Raw genomic sequence first — 16,575 nt, 5'->3', positions numbered from 1 at the left:
CCTCCTTCAGCGGTCCCGGTCAGGGCTGCCGACGGGGTCCCAGCCGCGCCGGCGCGGACCGGCGGTCGGCCGCTGCCCGGCGTCGCGGCTGCGGTAGACGATGTAGGGGCGGAACAGGTAGTGCACCGGCGCGGTGAACGCGTGCACCAGCCGGGTGAACGGCCAGATCGCGAACAGCAGCATGCCGACCAGCGTGTGGATGTGGAACTGCACCGGCGCGGCGGCCATCGAGTCGATGTCGGGCTGCAGCATGAACAGCGACCGGAACCACGGCGACACCGACTCGCGGTAGTTGTGCGCCTCGTGCCCGGCGCCGACGCTGACCAGCGTCGTCCACAACCCCAGCGCGATGGCGCCGACGAGTACGACGTACATCGCCTTGTCGTTGCGGGTGGTCGCCATGAACACCGGCCCGGTCCGCCGTCGCCGGTAGATCAGGATCGCGATGCCGGCCAGCGTGCACGCCCCGGCCAGACCACCGAACACCAGCGCGTTGACGTGGTAAATGCCCTCGCTGACGCCGACCGCCTCGGTCCACGACTCCGGGATCACCAGTCCGCCGATGTGCCCGATGATCACGACGAGGATGCCGAAGTGGAACAGCGGCGATCCGATGCGCAGCAGCCGCGACTCGTAGAGCTGCGACGACCGCGTGGTCCAGCCGAACTTGTCGTACCGGTACCGCCAGATCGAACCGGCCACCAGCACGACCACCATGACGTACGGCAGCACGCCCCACAGGACGGTGTTCACGGCCGGCTCCCGTACGGCAGCAGCTCCAGCCCGACCGTCTCGACCGGAGGCGGGCCGGCCTGGGCGTGGACGGCGGCGCGGTCCGGCGGGGACTCCCCCGGCAGCGTCGCGCAGACGGCCGCGACGCCGTCGGCGTACGGCGTGCCGAGGTCGAGCAGGGCGAAGCGCAGCAGCTCGAGCGACGCCCGGTACTCCTGCAACAGCGCGGTGCCGGCGGCGGGGTCGGCGATCGCGGCGAACTCGAGCACCGTCGGCAGATGGTCCGGCAGCTCGCCGCGCAGGTCGACGAGGAAGCCGCTGGACCGGTAGGCGGCCTTGAACCGGCCCAGTACCTCGCCCCGCCGCCGCGTGTCGCCGTCGGTCCAGTACGACAGGTGCAGCGCCCGGTCGCGGCTGAGGTCGAAGACGTCGACGTAGTCGCGCTGCAGGTCGGCGAGCGGCCGGCCGGCCAGGTGCTCGACCAGCACGGACAGGTGCGCGACGGCGTCGGACGTCGGCTGCTCGGCCAGCGCCGTGCCGAGCAGCGGCAGCCGCTGCGCCAGCGACGCGTCGGGGTAGTCCAGGCACCAGGACGCGACCTGGTGGACGACGCGGGCGCCGGCGGCCCGGTCGCGGCGGCGGCCGATCACGACGCACCGTCCCGCTTCGGCGGGAACAGGCCGTCCGGCCGGCCGCTGCCGTCCCAGTTGAGCAGGTTGACCCGGCCGCTGAGGTCGCCGCCCGGCGCGGCGTCGGTGGTCTGCCGCTGCTTCAGCGCCTGGAAGGTCTCGACGGCGACGGGCACCGGCCGGCCGCTGGCCTCGCCGAACGGGCCGGACTCGTACATGCCGGGGCCGTCGTCGACGTCCAGCGCGCAGCCGATCTCCTCGAGGTCGTGCGCCTGCTCGGCGTGCGCCGTCGGGATCACGTAGCGCTCGTCGTACTTGGCGATCGCGAGCAGCCGGTACAGCTCGTACAGCGACTCCTCGGTCAGGCCGACCGACGCCGGAATGGACGGGTCGCCGTCGCGGCCGAGCGTGACGTCGCGCATGTAGGCGCGCATCGCGGCCAGCTTGCGCAGCACTTCCGTCACCGTCGACGTCCGCCCCGCGGTGAACAGCTCGGCCAGGTACTCGACCGGGATGCGCAGCGCGTCGATCGCCCCGAACAGCGTGGCGCGGTCCTCGGCGTCGTGGCCCTGCTCGGCCAGCAGGTCGACCACCGGCGACAGCGGCGGGACGTACCAGACCATCGGCATCGTGCGGTACTCCGGATGCAGCGGCAGCGCGATGCGGTACGTCTTGGCCAGCGCGTACACGGGCGAGCGGCGGGCGGCGTCGATCCAGTCGTCCGGGATGCCGCCGGCCTTCGCCGCCGCGGCCACCGCCGGGTCGGACGGGTCGAGCATGAGGTCCAGCTGCGCCTCGTAGAGGTCCTGCGGATCAGGCGTCGACGCGGCCGCCGTGACCGCGTCGGCGTCGTACAGGAACAGGCCGAGATAGCGCAGCCGGCCCACGCAGGTCTCGGCGCACACCGTCGGCAGCCCGACCTCGACCCGCGGATAGCAGAACGTGCACTTCTCCGCCTTGCCGGAGCGGTGGTTGAAGTAGATCTTCTTGTACGGGCAGCCCGTGACGCACTGACGCCAGCCGCGGCAGCGGTCCTGGTCGACCAGCACGATGCCGTCCTCGCTGCGCTTGTAGATGGCCCCGGACGGGCACGACGCCATGCACGACGGGTTCAGGCAGTGCTCGCAGATGCGCGGCAGGTAGAACATGAACGTCCGCTCGAACTCGAAGCGGATCTTGTCCTCGGACTCGCGCTGCACCTTCTCGACGACCGGGTCGAGGTGGCCGAGCTCGCTGGTGCCGCCGAGGTTGTCGTCCCAGTTCGCCGACCACGTGACCTTGGTGTCCTCACCGGTGATCAGCGACTTCGGCCGCGCCACCGGGAAATCGTCGCCGAGCGGCGCCTCGGTGAGCATGCGGTAGTCGTAGGTCCACGGCTCGTAGTAGTCGGCCAGCTCCGGCTGCACGGGGCTGGCGAAGATGCCGAGCAGCCGCTTCACCCGTCCGCCGGTGCGCAGCTCGAGGTTGCCGCGCTTGTTCAGGGTCCACCCGCCGCGCCAGCGTTCCTGGTCCTCGTAGCGGCGGGGATAGCCCTGGCCGGGCCGCGTCTCGACGTTGTTGAACCAGACGTACTCGGTGCCCGCCCGGTTGGTCCACGCCTGCTTGCAGGTGACCGAGCACGTGTGGCACCCGATGCACTTGTCGAGGTTCATCACCATGGCCAGCTGTGCCATGACCCGCATCAGTACGTCACCTCCTGGGAGCGCTTGCGAATGGTCGAGACCATGTCGCGCTGGTTCCCCGTCGGGCCGAGGTAGTTGAACGTGTACGAGAGCTGCGCGTACCCGCCGATCAGGTGGGTCGGCTTCACCAGCAGCCTGGTCACCGAGTTGTGGATGCCGCCGCGCCGCCCCGTCGCCTCCGACTTCGGGACGTCGATGGTGCGCTCCTGCGCGTGGTGCACGTAGACGACGCCGGCGGGCATGCGGTGCGACACGATCGCCCGGCCCACGAAGACGCCGTTGGCGTTGACGCACTCGACCCAGTCGTTGTCGTTCACGTCGATGGCGGCGGCGTCGCCGGGGCTCATCCACACCACCGGGCCGCCGCGCGACAGCGAGAGCATCAGCAGGTTGTCCTGGTACTCGGAGTGGATCGACCACTTCGAGTGCGGCGTCAGGTAGCGGACGGTGATCTGGCTGGCGCCGTCCGGGCCCAGCCGCGGCTCGCCGAAGAGCCGGTGGAAGTCCAGCGGCGGGCGGTAGATCGGCAGCGCCTCGCCGTACTCCAGCATCCAGTCGTGGTCGAGGTAGAAGTGCATGCGGCCGGTGAGTGTGTGGAACGGTTTGAGCCGCTCGATGTTGACGGTGAACGGCGCGTAGCGCCTTCCGCCGGTCTCCGAACCGGACCACTCGGGCGACGTGATGACGGGGACCGGCGCGGTCTGGGTGTCGGCGAAGGAGATCCTGCGTTCCTCGGAGCCCTCGGCGAGGTCGGCCAGCGGCCGACCGACGCGTTCCTCCAGCGTGCGGAAGCCCTGGACGGCCAGCTCGCCGTTCGTCGTCCCGGAGAAGGCGAGGATCGCCTCGGCCAGCTTCTCGTCGGTGTCGATGGCCGGGCGGCCGTCGGCGGCTCCCCCGAGCATGACGCCGTTGCTCTGCGCGAGCCGGGCGGTCTGCTCCTCCAGCCGGAAGGTGACGTTCTTGACGGTGAAGCCGAGGGTGTCGGCGAGCGGGCCGACGGCGGCCAGCTTGTCCGCGATGGCGGTGTAGTCGCGTTCGACGACGGTGAAGACCGGCATGGTGCGGCCGGGTGTGCCGGGGTGTGCCGTGCCGCGCCAGTCGGTGACGCGGCCGCCCGGCTGCGCCGTCTCACCCGGGGTGTCGTGCTGCAGCGGGACGCTGACGAGGTCGCGCCGTGTGCCCAGGTGCGTCCTCGCGAGGTCGGAGAGCTTGCGGGCGAGCAGGTGGAACGCGTCGAAGTCGGTCTTCGCCTCCCACGGCGGGTCGATGGCCGGCGTGAACGCGTGCACGAACGGGTGCATGTCCGTCGACGAGAGGTCGTGCTTCTCGTACCAGGTCGCGGCCGGCAGCACGACGTCGGACAGCAGCGTCGTCGACGTCATGCGGAAGTCGGCCGAGACCAGCAGGTCGAGCTTTCCTTCCGGCGCCTCGTCGTGCCACCGCACGTCCGCGGGGCGGGGCGCGGCCGGGTTCTCCGACCCCATGACGTTGGAGTGGGTGCCGAGCAGGTGCTTGAGGAAGTACTCGTTGCCCTTCGCCGACGACCCCATGAGGTTCGACCGCCACAGCACCAGCGTCCGCGGCCAGTTGCGCGGCGCGTCGACGTCCTCGATGGCCGGCGTCAGGCGCCCGTCGTGCAGGGCCTGGGCGACATAGGCGGCGGGGTCCGCTGCCGTGCCGGCTCCCACGGCGGCGACGGCGTCGTCGGCGACCTGCAGCGGGTTGACGTCGAACTGCGGGTAGAAGGGCATCCAGCCGAGCCGGGCGGACTGGGCGATGGCGTCGGCGGTGTGCTGCCCCGTCCCGTCGCCGCGTGTGCTCAGCGGCGAGGCCAGCGACGCCGTCGAGTAGCCGTCGTTGCGCCACTGGTCGGTGTGCATGTACCAATACGCCGTCCCGATCATCGTGCGCGGCGGGCGCGACCAGTCCAGCGCGTTGGCCAGCGAGATCCAGCCGGTGATCGGGCGGCACTTCTCCTGGCCGACGTAGTGCGCCCAGCCGCCGCCGTTGCGGCCCATGCAGCCGGTCAGGATGAGCAGCGAGAGGATCGCCCGGTACGTCGCGTCGCCGTGGAACCACTGGCAGACGCCGGCGCCCAGGATGATCATCGAGCGGCCGCCGGACTCCTCGGCGTTGGCGGCGAACTCGCGGGCGATGCGGATGCACTGGTCGGCCGGCACGCTGGTGATCTCGGCCTGCCAGGCCGGCGTGTACGGCGTCGCGGCGTCGTCGTAGCCGGTCGGCCAGTCGCCCGGCAGCCCGTCGCGTTCGACGCCGTACTGCGCGAGCATGAGGTCGAGCACCGTCGTCACCAGGTGGCCGCCGACGCGGCGGGCCGGTACCCCGCGTCGCAACACGTCGCCGGAGCCGTCGGGCGCGGTGAAGGCGGGCAGCAGCACCTCGACGTTCTCGCTGCCCTCCCCCGCCATCGTCAGGGCCGGGGTGACGCCGTCGAGGTCGAGGTTCCAGCGGCCCCTGCCGGAGTCGGCGTAGCGGAAGCCGATGGAGCCGTTCGGGACCCGCGGGGTGCCGGTGGCCTCGTCGAGCACGACGGTCTTCCACTGGTCCTCGGCGGCGTCCTGGCCGAGGTCGGCCGCCGTCAGGAACTTGCCGGGTGTGCGGCCGCCCTCGTCGTGCGGCTCGAGCCGGATGAGCATCGGCAGGTCGGTGTAGGTGCGGACGTAGTCGGCGAAGAACGGCGTCGTCCTGTCGACGAAGTGTTCCTTGAGGACGACGTGGCCCATGGCCATCGCCAGCGCGGCGTCGGTGCCCGCCTGGGCCGGCAACCACTCGTCGGCGAACTTGGTGTTGTCGGCGTAGTCGGGGCTGACGGTGACGACCTTCGTGCCGCGGTAGCGGACCTCGGCCATCCAGTGAGCGTCCGGGGTGCGCGTCACCGGGACGTTCGAGCCCCACATCATCAGGTACGTCGCATCCCACCAGTCCCCCGACTCCGGCACGTCGGTCTGGTCGCCGAAAACCTGCGGGCTGGCCACCGGGAGGTCGGCGTACCAGTCGTAGAACGACGTCATCACGCCGCCGATGAGCTGGATGAACCGCGTCCCCACGGCGTGCGACACCATGGACATCGCCGGGATGGGCGAGAAGCCGGCGCAGCGGTCCGGCCCGTACTCCTTGATGGTGTGCACATGTGCCGCGGCGGCGATCTCGATCGCCTCGTCCCAGCTGGCGCGGACCAGCCCGCCCTTGCCTCTCGCCTGCTGGTAGCGGCGCCGCTTCTGCTCGTCGCCGGTGATGTCCGCCCACGCCAGGACGGGGTCGCCGAGGCGCTGTCTGGCCTCGCGGTAGAGGTCGAGGAGGACGCCGCGCACGTACGGGTGGCGGACACGCGTCGGTGAGTACGTGTACCAGGAGAACGCGGCGCCACGGGGGCAGCCTCGTGGTTCGTACTCCGGGCGGTCCGGCCCCACCGACGGATAATCGGTCTGCTGGGTCTCCCACGTGATGATGCCGTCCTTGACGTACACCTTCCACGAACACGACCCCGTGCAGTTCACCCCGTGCGTCGACCGGACCACCTTGTCGTGGCTCCACCGGTCCCGATAGAACACGTCGCCCTGCCGGCCGCCGTCGCGGAACACCACCCGCCCGTCGCGGGACTCGTCCCAGCGGGTGAAGAACCTCCCCGCCTTCAACAGGGCCGCCGACGCCGGCCCGTCCACCCCTCGTCCTGGCACAGGTCCGGCCATCCGCCCCTCGATTCCTCGTGGTCGGCAGCCCCGCCCGTCCCCTGTGCGAGGCGTTGCGTTCGAGCATAGACATGATCACGACCCGCGGCCGGGCGTTCGCCCCGACTCCTCCCGCGCGTCGGCCCCTCCCTGGTTGGACAGAGGACCCCGCGAGTTTGGTATGGTTACGCAGCCGCTGGCGCTCCACGCGCCGCAAAGTCCGGGTGGCGGAATAGGCAGACGCGCTAGCTTGAGGTGCTAGTCCCCGTCAAGGGGGTGGGGGTTCAAGTCCCCCCTCGGACACGCCCAGATGGACTCACCCCTGGCACCAGCTCCGCTCGAAGCTGATGTGCCAGGGGTTCGTAGGACAGGTCCAGACCCAGCCCCTCATAGAGGTCGGCCTTCTCCTCGTCCGTCGCTTCTCTGAGGGCGGCCGGCAGCCCACCGACGTAGTCGATCAGCTCCTCTACCTCCTCGGCAGCGATCGTCTGCCGGGCGGTGAGCCTGGCGATCTCGCTCTTGAGTCGGTCGCGCTCGTGTGACCGCGCCGAGAGCTTCTGGATCAGAAGCTCCGGGGCATCCTCGGCACCCTCGACGGCAGCGACCAGGTTCACGATCTTGCGCTCGAGAGTCGCGAGCTTCTCCCGCGAGCTCTCCAACCTTGCGATCTCAGCTGCGTCAGGGCTCGCCGCGGACGCGATCCATGCCGGGTCGTTCAGCTCGGTCGCGATCCAGCGGTCCACGTTCGCCATGACGAGGTCCTGGCGTAGGCCTCGCGCCACTCACCGTCGCCACCGCCGGACGCAGCCGAGAATCGTTCGGTGCCGATTGAGGTCGACGGGCAGCAATACCTGGACAGGGACGAAGTCGCCCTGCGTCTGAGCGTCCTGCCCTCGACCATCAGCGGATGGGCCAGCAGGGGCCAGATGCCGAAGCCAGACCGCTATGTCAGTCGCGCACCCTTGTGGCTGGTGACAACGATCGAAGCATGGGAGGCCACCCGCCCAGGCAAGGGCTGGCGCGCCGGGCAGTAGTCAAGGGCCTTGGACGGGGAGCGCATCGAGAACCCAGCGCCACTGGAATGCAGCCGCGACGGCGTCGCCGGTGCCGGACTCGATCGGCGTTGCGGCGCCAATGTCACCTGTGTGCGGATTTACGAGCTGAACACCGGCCCGACGCAAGGTCTCCAGGGAAGCGCCCCATGCCGGATGCCCGGCGAGCGCTCGCTTGACGAACGGGACCACGACCATGGCGCGCCGCTCACCCAGCGACTCACACAGGACGCTCAACGCGTAGGTGTCGGCAATGCCCGCGGCCAGCTTGTTCACGGTGTTGAAGGTGCCCGGCGCCAACACCACGGCATCCGGCCGAGGAAGCCGCTTGTCCATGCCGGGCTCACGGTGATCGGTCACCAGTGCCACACCGACGCGTTCCAGCTCCTCGCGGTCGAGCCAACTCAACGCGGCCGCGGTCGCGACGACCGCGGTCTGCCAGCCGGCGGCGCGAGCCTCGGCGATTCCGTGATGCACGAATCTTGTGAGCGGTGCACCGGTGACAACGAAGTAGAGCGTCCGCGGCGGGCGCGAGTCCCTGGTCGTCACGCAACCCCCGCTCGCCGAGCGAGTGCCCGAAGCCCAGGCGTCCGACTCTTGTCCTCGCGACCGAGAAGGTCGTGGATGACTCCAGCACCGACCCGATTGAAGCTGAGTAGCTCCGGCGCGACGTTCTCCACCCCTTGCAGGTGACGGACGGCCGCCGGGTCGTTGCGCAATTGAGTGTGCGCCCACGCCATGTTGATGTGGACCTCTGCTCGACGCCCTTTCAGCCCGGCGGGCAGAGCATCGGCATCGATCGCACCACCGAGCTCGAGCACCTCGTTCGGGTCGCCGGTCTCCTTCGCCGCCGACAACCGATGGATCGCGACGTTGACCGGCCCGAATGCGGTCCAGCCGTAGTTGGCGTTCAGGCCGAGCCGGGTCCCGAGTTCATCGGCAAGAGCCAGCCGTTCGATCGACGCCGAGCGATCTCCGTTACGTGCAGCGATGACCGACGACACGAGCCACAGCGCACCCGCATGCGACAGGAGCTCCGGATCGCGGAGCGCACGTGGACTCGCGAACCGCTCTACGAAGGTCATCGCCAGATCCTCTGCACGAGCTGCGTCGCCCATCGCGAGCATCGCACAGACGACCTGGTACGCAGCGGCGCTCTGGGCGGCCGGCGACTCCGAGACGCTTGCCGCAGCGGCTGCACGATCCGCAGAGATCCAGGCGAGCTGGGCTTCGCCTGCCTTTCTCAGGAGTTTCGCGGCGACGATATAGGTCTGTGCGCGGAGTTCCTGAGCGCGTACTGACTCGCTCGCGTGGGCATCGACTGCTGTGATCATGTCCGGCAGCATCTGCGCGACCGCATCGTAGGCTGCGCCCTGGTATCCCTGCTGGGCGCGACGGACCGCCGCAACGAGTCGCTCGGCGCTCGTGGCGGGTGCTGCGTCGCTGGCGAGGTGGCGGTAGCCGACCAGAGCGGCCCGGATCGAGTCGACGTGCCCGGCCTGCAGACGCCGCCCGGCATTCAGCGTCGCCCCTTGACCGCGCCCCCACAGCGTGGCGGCGGCGATGCCATAGGACAGGGCACCCAGGACCCGCCGCCGATCGATGTCCATGCTGCTCCCATCAAGCGGAGTGCGTGTCGGTTCAGCGTCCTCCGAAGCCACCCGTGCTCGATCGGCGAAAGGCTCGGTGAGGGCCGCCCCGAAGTCGACGAACGCACGACCCAGGCCATGTGGCGAGAGAGGCATCAGCACTGTCCGCCCATCGATGATCAGCGGAAGCAACACCTCAGGAGCTGTAGCGACATCTCCGGGTGGATCAGACTGTGGAGTGCGCCGACCGGCGTCGATGAGCTGCTCGAATCGAGCAGTCTCGTCGTCCGTTGCCCTCTGCAAGGCGACGTCGAGAATGGCTTGCGTCGCCGGCTGCAGCGCGATGCCGGCACCCCGGTTCTCCCACTTCGAGACGGTTCGAATCGCGACGCCGAGATGCTCGGCGAAGTCGCGGACGCTCATGCGCAGAGCGTGCCTCAGCGCCCTGGTCTCGATCCCGGTCCAACGCTGTACGGTCATCTGACACCACGATCGGTCGGTGACACATTGTCACTATCGTAGTGGCCAGCGTCACACCGAGTCGTGCGTGGCTCGCGTCAGCCAACGTCGCGAGCCGCGGACGTCCCCGTGAATCCAAGCTCGGTACCACCGGCCCAAATGCGTTGGGAACCGTCAGCCCCGGCCGAGATCGCGTATGCGGCCGGTTGGGGCGAACCGGCCTCCGTCCAGCTGTCGTGGATTGCTTCGAGCTCGGTCCAGAGCGCCCGAGCACCGCCCTGCTCGACCAGCCAGCCGTCACCCTTCTGCTGCAGCCGTGCCCAACTGCCGTCATGACGGTGCGCGAAGTGGGTGTAGGTGGTGCCGTCGTCGATGACGGTGAACCGCATGACGTCCGGAACGGCGAGCTGCGCGGTGAAGCGGAACGCGTTGTCGTCCAAGAGCCGTGGCGTGATCCGGGCCGAGCGTGGCGCACCGTGGCTTGGCCCCATGCGGTCCCTCAGGCGGATCGGTGACGGGTTGGTCTGACTTCGGGCGAGCATGAAGGACGCCGCCTGAGGCAACACCTGCCCAGTCGCGCCACCGGCTTCGTCGACGGTGAGCTTGACCAAGCCGTATCCGCCGAGCGCCCCGGTGAGAGTAGTCACGACGACCGCGCCTGGCCGAGCTTGAGCAAGCCAGGCGGAAGGGATCGAGGTGGGTGAGCAGAAGGCGATGACCCGGTCGTACGGCGCGCCGGGCTCGTGCCCGGCCAGCCCGTCCCCCGCGATAACAGTGGCTGAGTAGCCGACGCGGTGGAGGCGCGCGCGAGCCCGGTCGGCGAGCAGCGGGTCAACGTCGACGCTGACGACTCGGTTCGACCCGAGACGCTCGGACGCGAGCGCAGTGGAGTATCCGGTCCCGGTGCCGACAATCAGCAATTTGTCGCCGTCGGCGACGTCGAGGTGTTCGAGCATCATCACCAGCAGCCCGGGCAGGGTGGAGGAACTGGTCGGGCTGCCGAACTGCGGCCCTTCCCGTTCCCACGAGGCGTCGCTGCCGTCGAGCTGCGTGGTCCAGGTCGTGTTCTCGTACACCCGGGTCAGCCACGCTTCCTCGCCGACTGATTCCCGGGTGACCGGCACCCATGCGGTAGGGCCGCCGTCGGTGTCCTGCCAGGCGTAGAACCGCGGCAGGAACTCGTGCCGCGGCACCCGTCGCACCGCCTGCCGCCAGCCCGGTGTCGTCACACCGCCACTGGCGGCCAGCTGGTCGGCGAGCTGGTCCCGCAGCTGCTGGGCACGGACCTCGCCCGCGCCCGTCTCGGTGGTCACGTCGTCGTTCCTCTCTGCAGCAGCTCGGCCAGCGCGGTGGCGATGGGCAGTCCGGTGACCGTCTCGATCCACCCCCACTGGCCGTTGGGGTTGATCTCCAGGAACCGCCACTCACCGGCTGGCGTGACGACGAAGTCCAGTGCGCCGAACACCAACCCGAAGCTGCGCATCAACTCCACCACACCACGGCGCACATCATCGGGCACGTCGGCGATCTCGTAGCTAAGCGAGGCGTAGTCGTTACGCCAGTCCACGTGAGCGTCGTCGCTGCCGGCGTGGATCTCGGCAGCGAAGAACTCATCACCGACGACGGTCAGGCGAACCTCGTGCTGCTTGTCCACCCACTCCTGAAACTGGTGCGCACAGAGTGCGATGGAGTCGTCCAGCCCGTCCGGGTCCACGACGCTGGTGGGCATGCCCTTCGGTACGCCGTCGTCGTCGACCACGCCACCAGCGAGCGTCTTATAGATCACTGGGCCGTCGATGTCCTTGGCGAACCGGCGCGCCGCGTCCGGGTCGTTGGTGATCAGCGTTCGCGGCGGCCGGAGTCCGACGTGCTCGGCCACCGTCAGCTGCCACGGCTTGTAGCTGGCGTCGGCGTTGCGGCCGGGATGATTGACCCACAGGCAGTCCAGGGACACAAGCACACCGAGCAGGCCGGCCCGGGACTGCGCGGCGGCGAACCGCCGCGCAGCCGGGCTGATCGACGCAGGCATCGCGAACTCGCCCGGTCGCCGGTAATACGCCGATCCCACGCGATCCAGCTCGAGCTCCCGCTCCCCCAGCCGCATGCCGCCGCCCCATCCGCCACCGAGCTGGGCCGCCATGGTCGCCTCGGTCGGGAACGCGGTCGTGTCGAACCGGAATACGGGCACGTCGCGCTCGTTGAGCTTGCGCACTACCAAGTCGGCGGTCGTGTCCGGCTGGCTGGTCAGCACCATCACGGTGCGATTTGGGCTCCGCACGGCTGGTCCGGTCAGTACGGGTCCGGGTCGGTGTCCTCGCCGGCCTGGCCTCCGTCGTTGTTCGACGACGTCTCCGACGCCATCGCCTCCGTCTTCCACGGATTTCCGTCGGCGCCGACGGTGAGCTGCAGCTCCGGGCTATACCGGACGCCGTCGGGGCGCGGCTGCGCCGCTCGGCGAGGCGGTTGCAGGAACCGCATGCCGTATGGGCGCGGGCCAGCCTCTGTCGTCTTGATCGTGGCTTCACTCATGGTCGTTTCCTTTCTCATCGGTGTGGTGAGGGTCAAGCCAGACGACGACGGAGTCGCCGTCGTGGCCATGGATCTGTTCGATGTCTGCGACGGAGGCGAACACCGTGACCGACTGGATCGGCCCGCTGCACCAGGCCAAGGTCGCTGCGCCGCCGGGAAAGGACGTGCCGAATGCCACGAGCCCCACCCCTGACACGCCTGACCGGTCGCGGTCGCGGCGAAGAGCAAACCTCCGTGGCAGCTCCGGTCGAGACGTCATTCGTCCGACCAGGACTCGGCAAGACGTCCGCTCCAGGCCGGCAGCTCGATCGCCGTGGCCGAACCGGCAACCGAGACCAGACGATCCCCGTCCCGCTGTACCGGACGGGCAAGCCACTGGTGGCCCTGCGCGTCCCAGATCAGCACGTACTCCGTGTCGCGTCGAAGCATGAAGCACCTCCATCCGCTGCCCACCGCGAGATCTCTCCACATTGGATCCGGAGGGGCTGTCCCATCGTCGGGCGCAGCGGACGCGCAGCCAACGATCGCTTGTGGAACTCGCGTGGCACTCACGATCGCCAAGGCGGCAACGATGAGGACCACCGCGGGGCGGTGGACTGCTCAGCTTGTGCCTGGGTGCGACGGCAGTTCCACAGACGTTCATTGTGTCCGGCTGACGTGCACGTGCATGGTCGAAGGTGGCCTCGACGCAGGCGATCTCCCCGGGGGGTCCGCCTGCGCGAAGTAGGGTGGCTCGACTGGCAGATCCTGGTGACTCTTATGAACGTGGCGTGGAACTGGCGCATGAAGCAGGCCGGAATCCAGATCGGCGTCAGTGACCAGTCGAAGGTTCAGAGCCTGGCCAGGCAACCGGAGACGCCTGGCTCGCCGAAGCCGCCGCTTGAGATCTTCACCGACGACAAAGTGGATCTCCACGCCCAGATCCAGGCGCTTTCAGTGGCACAGCGATGGAAGCTTCAAGGCCGCACCGAGAACCGCGACGAGGAAGCGATGCGAGACCTGCTCACTCGCCGGTACAGGTATGCAGTCGACGACGTCCCCCACCGAGACATCCTCGACAGCGTTGACGGCAACGGGGATCTGATCCCGTTCCTGGAGCCCGAGGCGACCGACTAGAGCAAGCGATCAGCCCGTGCGCCAGACGAAGCTGCAAGGTCTTGGCCCCTTGCATCCGCCGTGCCTTGCCGACGTCGAGGAAGGATTCGATACGCTGGCTGGAACTCCAACCCAGCATGAGAAAGCGCGGGTCAAGCTCACAGGTTGAGTACGGCCTGCGGAGGGAAGATGGACAACTCCCCCCCTCGGACACGCCCACTTAGCCTCACCCCTGGCACCAGTTCCGCTCGGAGCTGATGTGCCAGGGGTTCGTAGGTCAGGCTCAGAAGTAGCTCCTGGTACAGGTCAGCCTTCTCATGGTCCGTCGCGCTCTCCAAAGCTGCGGCAAGGCCGCCGACATGGTCGTTCAGCTCCTGAACGTCTTCAACCGCCATGGCCTGCCGCGCGGCGACCTGGTGATCTGGCTCTTCAAGCGGTCCCGCTCCAGACCAGTTCAGACGGCGCATGTTGCGGTGCCCGAACGTGCCGACCTCCGGCCAGTCCGGGTTGTCCCGCGGCCGCCGGGCACCGAGGATCAGATCCGCCGGGTCGGTGAGGTGGAACCGGAACACCACCTCGAGATGCGAGAACCCGATCAGCCCCTTGACGGCGTCGGCTGTGAACCGCTCGCCGTCGACCCGGATGACCGACCGGCTACCGCCCCAGAAGTCGTCGGTCGGAGGGCTGGCCAAGATCGACGGCCTGGTGGGCCATCGCTCGCAGCACGTGTCCTGCTAATGGCGCGTCGCCGGCCTCGTCGGCCAAATGCACCGCCGTGCGGAAGTCGCGCCAAGCGGCCTCGTGTTCGCCGCTGTCGAAGGCCATCCGCCCCGCGAGGTACGCGAGCTCACCGGCCGCGGAGAACACCGTGCGCCGCACGGTCTTTGACCAGGCGGTCGCGCAGCTCCCGAGCGCGGGCTTCGTTCACGCCTGCCGGGCCTCGGTCGTCACGTCCTCGATCCCTTTGCACCAGGTCGGCCAGTGCGGCGGAGACCGCGTAGAGGCGGCCGGGTCGCGTGGAGACCCGGCGGAGGCGGACGGGGGCGGCATCAGAGCTTGCTGCTCGACGCCGGCGTCGCTGCGAAAGCCGCACTGGACCGAAGCAGCTCTGCCAATTCCGTGGCCGTGGCTGCTGTCAAGAAGCCGTCCTTCTCATTTGAGCCGATCACCACCCCACCGTTGTCGAGCCTCTGCAGGTGCTTCTCCAAACCATCCGGCAGGGCCTGCGCGCGCGCCTCGGAGAGATACGTCATGTATCCCATCTTGGGAATCGGCTTTCCCCGGGGCTGTGCATCAGCGAGGGCCCTCATGAGCGATGACGACGTCACATCGCCCCAGTCAGGATCCCATTCCGAGACGACCGCCCGCAGGACAGCAGCACCAAAACGCTCCACATCGGCGCTTCTAATCTTCACGACAATGCTGTTCTTGACATTTCCGCTGTCCGAATATCCGCCCACCACCATGCCGATGGAAGCCGCCTCGAGGCCTTTTGCGCTCCCGTCGTAGAACTGGCTTGCCCCCAGATGCGGCGCATCCGTGTTCTCATCGAACGCCGCGGCCACAACCTGCTCGAATTCCAGCGGATCGGCCAGCGACCGCATGTCGCGAGTCGTCCACGAGACACGCTCGCCGACAACTCCGTCCAGCCGCGCGGTAAACGCCACCAACTTGTCGGCGACTGCCTTCGCGGACTCCTGCCGCGCCCCCCAGAAACCCCGCATCACCAGTGCCTCGTCAACGCTCATCAGATGATCACCACTCTCCCGTCGACCAGAGAAATCCACATGTACGTCACGCCGTGACCAACCGGCTCTCCTCCGCCTTCCCCTGGGGATGTCCGAAGCATCCGAGCCGGCCCGATCGCTGGCCGGCGTATCGAGATCCGGCCGACGAATCGAACCACCAGGTCGCACCCGGGAACAGGACATCGGCCGCGTGTCGTGACCCTGATCGAGCCACGCCTCCTTCTGAGCGCGCGCCCTGGCCTCGAGGTGGTCGCAGCGGCCGAGCCTGTCCCCGTCGATGTCCGGAACCAGCTCTCATGGATCCACCGCCGTGCCCGGGATCGACCTCCAGCCGAGGTGTACGCCCCGCCACGTACGCCCGGCGTGGTGGTGGCGAACCCGATCACGCGCGACGGCCCTGGCCGGTGCGAGTCCGGTGGCGGAGTAGAGGTGCTCGGCATCGCAGAACCGGGCGATCGGCAGGCTGTGCGCGGCGAACGCGGCAGCGCGCTGGGCCGCGACCCCGGGCAGGCTGGTCAGGACCTGCCCGTCGGTCCGGGCGAGCAGGACCGCGATCTCGTCCTCGATCGCGGCCAGGTCGGCCTGCAGGGACCGGTAGCGGTGCAGATCCCGCCCCAGCCGTTCGGCCCGCGCCACGGCGTCGGGCGGCGGGCCGAGGCAGTCGCGCCGGCGGGTGGTCCAGTACTCGGCGGTCGTCTTGGTCAGCCTGCCCGGTGACCGGGCGATCAGAGAGCGAGGCGCCGGCGCCCGGCCGGCGAAGGCGACCGCGCATGCCAGCACCGCTTGCCCGGTCGTGGTCTCGATCGGCAGCGATCTGCCGTGCCCGGCCGGGGCCGACAAGCCCGGGCACAGCGCGTTGAGCTGATCATGGAGCCACTGCTGGGCCTTCTTCCGATCCGCCACTAGCCCGCGCCGGTGACGGACCGCGGCACGCAACTCCTCGACCGCGGCTTCCTCCGAGTGCCGGCGTCCAGCGCCTTGGCGAGCCAGGTAGGTCAGCGCGGCGCAGTCACGGTCGTCGGTCTTGAACCGTCCCGACCCCAGCTGCGTGCGCGCGGCCCTGGTCTCCGACGGCGCGAACAACCGGACCGCACCGGGATGGCGCCGCTCGAGCTCGGCAACCCACGCCCGATGCAGGCTCCCGGTCGCCTCGATCGCGATCACCTGCTCACCAGCATGCGCCGCGAGCAGCTTCTCCAGCGCCGCGATTCCCGACCGCGCAACCGGTAAAGAGATCGGCTCTTCCAACAAACCTGCGCCGTTGCTGACCCATACCCGGTTCATCACCTTCCCCGGATCCACCGCGACGACCACCGTCGCCGGATCCAGGGCAACCCCCAACATGCCCATGAGCTGCCTCCCTCGCGAGCG

Annotated in this window: 17 protein-coding genes, 1 tRNA gene and 1 pseudogene; 3 read left to right on the top strand and 16 right to left on the bottom strand. The window is 69.1% G+C overall.

Features of this window, described 5'->3' with window-relative positions; genetic code table 11:
- Nucleotides 1–6: 6 nt before the first annotated feature.
- Genes narI through DZA62_RS19850 form a run of 4 tightly spaced genes read right to left on the bottom strand, consistent with a single transcriptional unit; the run spans nucleotide 7 to nucleotide 6,753 of the window.
- Entirely contained in the window at nucleotides 7–753 is a 747-nt protein-coding gene (gene narI, locus DZA62_RS19865; protein WP_116950662.1) for a respiratory nitrate reductase subunit gamma, read from the bottom strand.
- On the bottom strand, nucleotides 750–1,382 hold the full coding sequence (gene narJ, locus DZA62_RS19860) for a nitrate reductase molybdenum cofactor assembly chaperone (protein WP_116950661.1): 633 nt from the start codon (nucleotides 1,380–1,382) through the stop codon (nucleotides 750–752). Before narJ ends, narI begins: the two co-directional genes overlap by 4 nt.
- Entirely contained in the window at nucleotides 1,379–3,043 is a 1,665-nt protein-coding gene (gene narH, locus DZA62_RS19855) for a nitrate reductase subunit beta (RefSeq protein ID WP_116950660.1), read from the bottom strand. The genes narJ and narH overlap by 4 nt, the downstream gene beginning before the upstream one ends.
- A complete protein-coding gene (locus DZA62_RS19850; protein WP_116950659.1) occupies nucleotides 3,043–6,753 on the bottom strand; it encodes a nitrate reductase subunit alpha in 3,711 nt (1,236 codons plus the stop codon). The genes narH and DZA62_RS19850 overlap by 1 nt, the downstream gene beginning before the upstream one ends.
- 197 nt (nucleotides 6,754–6,950) lie before the next feature.
- On the opposite strand from DZA62_RS19850, the gene DZA62_RS19845 reads away from it, so the two are divergent.
- A tRNA-Leu gene (locus tag DZA62_RS19845) sits at nucleotides 6,951–7,035 on the top strand.
- On the opposite strand, the gene DZA62_RS19840 is transcribed toward DZA62_RS19845, so the two are convergent.
- Nucleotides 7,017–7,484 (bottom strand): hypothetical protein, encoded by a 468-nt coding sequence (locus DZA62_RS19840; RefSeq protein WP_157987788.1) that lies wholly within the window; start codon nucleotides 7,482–7,484, stop codon nucleotides 7,017–7,019. The two genes, DZA62_RS19845 and DZA62_RS19840, sit on opposite strands and share 19 nt — an antisense overlap.
- 69 nt (nucleotides 7,485–7,553) lie before the next feature.
- Between DZA62_RS19840 and DZA62_RS19835 the strand changes: the two genes are divergently transcribed.
- Nucleotides 7,554–7,766, top strand: a complete 213-nt coding sequence (locus tag DZA62_RS19835) for a helix-turn-helix transcriptional regulator (RefSeq protein ID WP_198663987.1) — start codon at nucleotides 7,554–7,556, stop codon at nucleotides 7,764–7,766.
- Here the strand turns inward: DZA62_RS19835 and DZA62_RS35820 are convergent, their stop codons facing one another.
- The 7 genes from DZA62_RS35820 to DZA62_RS19805 form a co-directional block, all read right to left on the bottom strand.
- Complete coding sequence (locus DZA62_RS35820) at nucleotides 7,767–8,333, bottom strand: flavoprotein (RefSeq protein ID WP_157987787.1); 567 nt, start codon at nucleotides 8,331–8,333, stop codon at nucleotides 7,767–7,769.
- Complete coding sequence (locus DZA62_RS35815) at nucleotides 8,330–9,796, bottom strand: helix-turn-helix domain-containing protein (RefSeq protein ID WP_157987786.1); 1,467 nt, start codon at nucleotides 9,794–9,796, stop codon at nucleotides 8,330–8,332. The genes DZA62_RS35820 and DZA62_RS35815 overlap by 4 nt, the downstream gene beginning before the upstream one ends.
- 134 nt (nucleotides 9,797–9,930) lie before the next feature.
- Nucleotides 9,931–11,145, bottom strand: coding sequence for an ATP-grasp peptide maturase system methyltransferase (gene tgmC, locus DZA62_RS19825; RefSeq protein ID WP_157987785.1), 1,215 nt, complete (start codon nucleotides 11,143–11,145; stop codon nucleotides 9,931–9,933).
- On the bottom strand, nucleotides 11,142–12,086 hold the full coding sequence (gene tgmB / locus DZA62_RS19820) for an ATP-grasp ribosomal peptide maturase (protein ID WP_116950655.1): 945 nt from the start codon (nucleotides 12,084–12,086) through the stop codon (nucleotides 11,142–11,144). The genes tgmC and tgmB overlap by 4 nt, the downstream gene beginning before the upstream one ends.
- A gap of 35 nt (nucleotides 12,087–12,121) precedes the next feature.
- Nucleotides 12,122–12,361 (bottom strand): putative ATP-grasp-modified RiPP, encoded by a 240-nt coding sequence (gene tgmA / locus DZA62_RS19815; RefSeq protein WP_157987784.1) that lies wholly within the window; start codon nucleotides 12,359–12,361, stop codon nucleotides 12,122–12,124.
- A complete protein-coding gene (locus DZA62_RS19810; RefSeq protein WP_198663985.1) occupies nucleotides 12,354–12,539 on the bottom strand; it encodes a hypothetical protein in 186 nt (61 codons plus the stop codon). Before DZA62_RS19810 ends, tgmA begins: the two co-directional genes overlap by 8 nt.
- Nucleotides 12,540–12,616: 77 nt before the next feature.
- Nucleotides 12,617–12,790, bottom strand: a complete 174-nt coding sequence (locus DZA62_RS19805; protein WP_157987783.1) for a hypothetical protein — start codon at nucleotides 12,788–12,790, stop codon at nucleotides 12,617–12,619.
- Between the two features lie 354 nt (nucleotides 12,791–13,144).
- Here DZA62_RS19805 and DZA62_RS19800 point away from each other — a divergent pair, with 354 nt between their 5' ends.
- Entirely contained in the window at nucleotides 13,145–13,477 is a 333-nt protein-coding gene (locus DZA62_RS19800) for a hypothetical protein (RefSeq protein ID WP_157987782.1), read from the top strand.
- Between the two features lie 137 nt (nucleotides 13,478–13,614).
- Here the strand turns inward: DZA62_RS19800 and DZA62_RS36430 are convergent, their stop codons facing one another.
- The 4 genes and pseudogenes from DZA62_RS36430 to DZA62_RS19780 form a co-directional block, all read right to left on the bottom strand.
- Nucleotides 13,615–14,148, bottom strand: coding sequence for a hypothetical protein (locus DZA62_RS36430; protein WP_198663984.1), 534 nt, complete (start codon nucleotides 14,146–14,148; stop codon nucleotides 13,615–13,617).
- Nucleotides 14,138–14,335 (bottom strand): annotated as a pseudogene (locus DZA62_RS19790) (Tat pathway signal protein); the annotation flags it as partial. The pseudogene DZA62_RS19790 and the gene DZA62_RS36430, both read right to left, overlap by 11 nt.
- A 170-nt stretch (nucleotides 14,336–14,505) precedes the next feature.
- On the bottom strand, nucleotides 14,506–15,204 hold the full coding sequence (locus DZA62_RS19785) for an Imm52 family immunity protein (protein ID WP_116950650.1): 699 nt from the start codon (nucleotides 15,202–15,204) through the stop codon (nucleotides 14,506–14,508).
- Between the two features lie 294 nt (nucleotides 15,205–15,498).
- Complete coding sequence (locus DZA62_RS19780) at nucleotides 15,499–16,554, bottom strand: IS110 family transposase (RefSeq protein WP_116950649.1); 1,056 nt, start codon at nucleotides 16,552–16,554, stop codon at nucleotides 15,499–15,501.
- Between the last annotated feature and the right edge of the window lie 21 nt (nucleotides 16,555–16,575).

The organism is Jiangella endophytica (genome assembly GCF_003427025.1).
GTDB lineage: Bacteria > Actinomycetota > Actinomycetes > Jiangellales > Jiangellaceae > Jiangella > Jiangella endophytica.
Note: the sequence above shows the minus strand (reverse complement) of the source record. Positions and strands in the feature narration are given on the sequence as shown.